6 protein-coding genes and 2 tRNA genes are annotated in these 4068 nt (G+C 69.1%); 7 read left to right on the top strand and 1 reads right to left on the bottom strand.

Features of this window, described 5'->3' with window-relative positions; all coding sequences use genetic code 11:
• Positions 1 to 801, bottom strand: an 801-nt coding sequence (locus DQW85_RS26565) for an ABC transporter ATP-binding protein (protein WP_113702662.1), incomplete at its 3' end; no start/stop codon positions are given.
• Between the two features lie 462 nt (positions 802 to 1263).
• Here DQW85_RS26565 and DQW85_RS26560 point away from each other — a divergent pair.
• From DQW85_RS26560 to DQW85_RS26530, 7 genes are all read left to right on the top strand, one after another.
• Positions 1264 to 1764 carry a C40 family peptidase gene (locus DQW85_RS26560; RefSeq protein WP_240197440.1) on the top strand — a complete coding sequence of 167 codons (501 nt, stop codon included), beginning with the start codon at positions 1264 to 1266 and terminating at the stop codon, positions 1762 to 1764.
• Between the two features lie 73 nt (positions 1765 to 1837).
• Positions 1838 to 2041 carry a transposase gene (locus DQW85_RS26555; protein ID WP_113702661.1) on the top strand — a complete coding sequence of 68 codons (204 nt, stop codon included), beginning with the start codon at positions 1838 to 1840 and terminating at the stop codon, positions 2039 to 2041.
• Positions 2042 to 2109: 68 nt separating this feature from the next.
• A tRNA-Thr gene (locus tag DQW85_RS26550) sits at positions 2110 to 2185 on the top strand.
• Positions 2186 to 2355: 170 nt separating this feature from the next.
• A tRNA-Met gene (locus tag DQW85_RS26545) sits at positions 2356 to 2429 on the top strand.
• Positions 2430 to 2499: 70 nt separating this feature from the next.
• Positions 2500 to 2664, top strand: a complete 165-nt coding sequence (gene rpmG / locus DQW85_RS26540; RefSeq protein ID WP_101786011.1) for a 50S ribosomal protein L33 — start codon at positions 2500 to 2502, stop codon at positions 2662 to 2664.
• A gap of 264 nt (positions 2665 to 2928) precedes the next feature.
• A complete protein-coding gene (locus DQW85_RS26535; RefSeq protein ID WP_113702660.1) occupies positions 2929 to 3378 on the top strand; it encodes a MaoC family dehydratase N-terminal domain-containing protein in 450 nt (149 codons plus the stop codon).
• On the top strand, positions 3378 to 3806 hold the full coding sequence (locus DQW85_RS26530; protein ID WP_113702659.1) for a MaoC family dehydratase: 429 nt from the start codon (positions 3378 to 3380) through the stop codon (positions 3804 to 3806). The genes DQW85_RS26535 and DQW85_RS26530 overlap by 1 nt, the downstream gene beginning before the upstream one ends.
• Positions 3807 to 4068 lie beyond the last annotated feature (262 nt).

Raw genomic sequence — 4068 nt, 5'->3', positions numbered from 1 at the left:
GTTGGCCGCGCGCAGCCGCACGGTCGTGCCCTCGGCCGTCGCGGTGGTCGCGCGGGCCGCCGCGGCGGCGGCCTCGTGCTCGGTGCGGGTGGTGATCGTGATGTGGTCGCCGGCCAGGTCGTTCTTGAGCTGGTCGGCCGTGCCGTCGGCGATGATCCGGCCGTTGTCGATGATCACCACCCGCTCGGCCATGCTGTCGGCCTCCTCCAGATAGTGGGTGGTCAGGAAGAGCGTCGTGCCGTACGCCTCGCGCAGCCGCAGGATGTGGGCCCAGATGTCGGCGCGGCTCTTGGGGTCGAGGCCTGTCGAGGGCTCGTCGAGGAAGAGCAGGGGAGGCCGGTGGACGAGGCCGAGGGCGATGTCGAGGCGGCGGCGCTGGCCGCCCGACAGCGTGCCCGGCTTGCGGCGCGCCATCGCGCGCAGGTCGAGCAGGTCGAGGAGCTCGTCGGCGCGGCTGCCCGCCTCGGAGCCGGTCAGGCCGTAACAGCGGCCCTGGGTGACGAGCTCGTCGCGGACCCGGAAGTTCTCGCCGGCGCCGTTCTTCTGGCCCACGTAGCCGATGCGGGCCCGCACCTTCGCGGGGTCGCGCGCCACGTCGTGGCCGGCCACGACGGCGGTGCCGGACGAGGGCGGCAGCAGGGTGGTGAGCATGCGCAGGCTGGTCGACTTGCCGGCGCCGTTCGGGCCCAGGAACGCGACCAGTTGGCCGGCCTCCACATCGAGGTCGATGCCGCGTACGGCCTCGACGGTCTCGTTCTTCTTCAGCTTGAACACTCGGGTGAGTCCCCGGGCGTGGATCATGGCCTTTCTCCTCCGGGCATGGCGAAGAGAGCCCCAGGCGGGGCGCGGGTTGAGGATCGGAGCCATCTTGAACCGGGGAAACGCGGTCTGGCAAACGCGAATGTCGTCTTCATGAACGGCTCCTACCTGCGAAAACGCGGTGCGGGGCGATGGGCCGTACGGGGCGATTCATGGTGGCTGAAATGCGCCTTTCCCCTTTCCGGCGAAAATTTCGTCGCACGCTGCGTGCTACCGGGTCAGGGGCGCCGACACGGGCCCGCGTCTCCGGGCCTGTGTACGGCGGGCAGCGCGTGGTCGAGGCCCCCGGCGAAGCGGGGCCGGTGAGGTGGGTATGCGCTTCACGGCCGGGTCCGCACAATTGAACCTCCGCGCCCGATAACGCGATAAGGCAGGATTTGTCCTAGGGGGTCCTGTCGGAGCGAGGGGAGCAGGCGGGTGCGGGGAAGGCGCCGGCTGGTCTGGGTGGCTGTCCTGCTTCTGCTGGTGGCCACCGCGTCCGTGCCGTTACGGCCGTACGTGCTGCCGAAGGTCGTCACCATCGCGCTCGCGATCGAGCAGCGCGGGATCGTGTACTCGTGGGGCGGCGGGCACGGCGAGGATCCGGGCCCCTCGAAGGGGACCTGCCTGGGCTACACGGGAAAGATCAAACCCTGCCCGGCGGCCAGGACCAGGGGGCTCGACTGCTCGGGGTTCACCCGATGGGTGTACGCGCTGGCCCACGGGACGGACGTGCTCGGGCCGGGCAACACCGACGACCACGTGCGCAAGCTTCGGCGGGTCCGCTCGGCCATCCCCGGCGATCTCGTGTTCTTCGGGAAGGTCACCAGAAGTCGGCTGCGTACACATCATGTGGGGATCTATCTCGGTGACGGGAAGATGGTGAACGCGCCCGAGACCGGGGCCGCGGTGCGGGTGGACCGCATCGACCGGGTGAAGGGCTTCGCCGGCTTCTTCCGGCTCTGATGCCCGCCTGGTATGGGTGTAACGCGTGTCGTGTCCAGAAAATTGAGAGACCCGAGGCGTACTCTGTGCCGCTATGGACAGGCGATGGGTCGGCCCCGGCGGGTTCGAGATCGTTCCCGCCCGCCACGAGGGGCGTCAGGTGCTCAGGGTGAGCCGCCACGGGGCGTTCGTGGCCGACTGCGCGTCCGTCGCGGAGGTGGCCCGCCTGGTGGACCTCGCCGACCTGTGCGAGGTGATCGCCATGCCCGCGCGGCGGGGGTACGAGGCCGTCGGATAGCGCGCCGAACGAGTTCGCGTCATCGCTGGGCGGCGTGTATGGTTACACCTGTCCGCGGCGACGGACAGGCCCCTATAGCTCAGTCGGCAGAGCGTCTCCATGGTAAGGAGAAGGTCAACGGTTCGATTCCGTTTGGGGGCTCCAGTTCGGAACGGGCCTCACCGGGAATGCCAGGTGGGGCTCTTGTCGTTGAAGTCGGTGATCAGGTGCTCTTGAGGCATAATGGGAGCACCCCACCCGATCAGGCGAAGTGCAGAAGTGCTCCCCAGGTCGGGTATCCTCTACGGGGCCGGTTCGTTTCCATCCGGCCCAAAGGCGGAGTAGCTCAGTCAGGCAGAGCAAACGGCTCATAATCGTTGTGTCGCCGGTTCAAGTCCGGCCTCCGCTACTGCCCCTTCCCAGGTCGACGATCTGGGCGCGGGCATGTCCCAGTCCCAAACGTAGAAAGGCACTCCCACGTGGCTGCCACCGACGTTAGGCCGAAGATCACGCTGGCCTGCCAGGAGTGCAAGCACCGCAACTACATCACGCGGAAGAACCGGCGCAACGACCCGGATCGGCTTGAGCTGAAGAAATACTGCCCCAACTGCCGCACGCACCGTGCGCACCGCGAGACGCGCTAGCTCTTCTCCGAGCGCGGTTTCGCCGGGCAGCGCTGCCTGGCTCCATATCGCACAACCGGCGCCTCCGTCGAGGGCGCCGGTTTGTCGTGTTTCCGACCCACCTGCCGGCTCGCGCTCCACGACCGCCGCCGACGCCCGCTGACGCCCGCGGCCGTGGTGGCTCCCCCTGCTCCAGCGGGCAAAATCGCGACCATACCCGGAGACAGCCGAACGTTGTTCTGTTAGCGTCGGGCTGAACGGCGCAGGCTATGCGAGGGAGCACCTATGGCCTTGAACCGCGACTTCGTTGGACGGACCTTCCCCTCCAGTGCCCCGTACGAGGTCAGCCGGGTGAAGATCAAGGAGTTCGCCGCGGCGATCGGCGACGGCAACCCGATCTACCGGGACAGGGGGGCCGCCCAGGCCGCCGGACATCCCGATGTGGTCGCCCCGCCCACCTTCCCCATCGCGTTCAGCCTGCAGAGCGGCGGTGAGGCGCTGGCCGACCCCGACCTCGGACTGAACCTCGCCATGGTCGTGCACGGCGAGCAGAGGTTCGAGTACAACCGGCCGATCTACGCCGGAGACGAGCTGATCACCAGTTCGACGATCACCGACATCCGCAGCGCCGGGCGCAACGAGCTGCTGACGGTGCGGAGCGACATCACCACCGTGGCCGGTGAGCCGGTCTGCACCACCTACAACACGATCGTGGAGCGCGGAGGGGCAGCCTGATGACCGCCACGGTGAAGTACGACGAGGTCGAGGTCGGCCAGGAGATCCCCGCCGCGGACTACTCCGTGCGCCGGGTCAACCTGGTGATGTACGCGGGCGCGTCCGGCGACTTCAATCCCATCCACTGGAACGAGCGCTTCGCCACGGCGGTCGGGCTGCCCGACGTCATCGCGCACGGGATGTACACGATGGCGCAGGGAGGCCGGTTCGTCACCGACTGGGTGGGGGATCCGGGAGCCCTCGTGGACTACGGGGTGCGCTTCTCGTCGATGGTGGTCGTGCCCGACGACGACCAGGGGGCCACCATCACGGTCAGTGGCGTGGTGGAGCAGAAGCTGGAGGACAAGCGGGTGGTCGTGGGCCTCACGGCCAGGTCGGGCGACGCCCGGGTGCTGTCCAAGGCGCGGGCCGTGGTGCAGCTCTCCTGACGGTGGACCGGCCGGGCTGATAGGCGTGGCGGCTCCCGGGTAGGCGTGTGCCCATGACTGAAGCTGCGAACCATGTCTCCGTCTGGCCGACGGTCCGCTCCATCCCAGTGTCGGCCGTGACCGACGACAGGCCGCCCGGTCACCTGCGTTCACCCAGGCCGCAGGACGTGGCGGGCGGCACCGGCACCGGGCGCGACACCACGGGCGGCGCCGCCGGAGGCTCTCCGGGGGGCGCGCCGGGCGGCGTCCCGGGAGTGGCGGC

Origin of the sequence: Nonomuraea lactucae, from assembly GCF_003313395.1 — a bacterium.
Classification (GTDB): domain Bacteria; phylum Actinomycetota; class Actinomycetes; order Streptosporangiales; family Streptosporangiaceae; genus Nonomuraea; species Nonomuraea lactucae.
The sequence above is the reverse complement of the archived record's forward strand: the minus strand, read 5'-3'. Positions and strand labels throughout refer to the sequence as shown.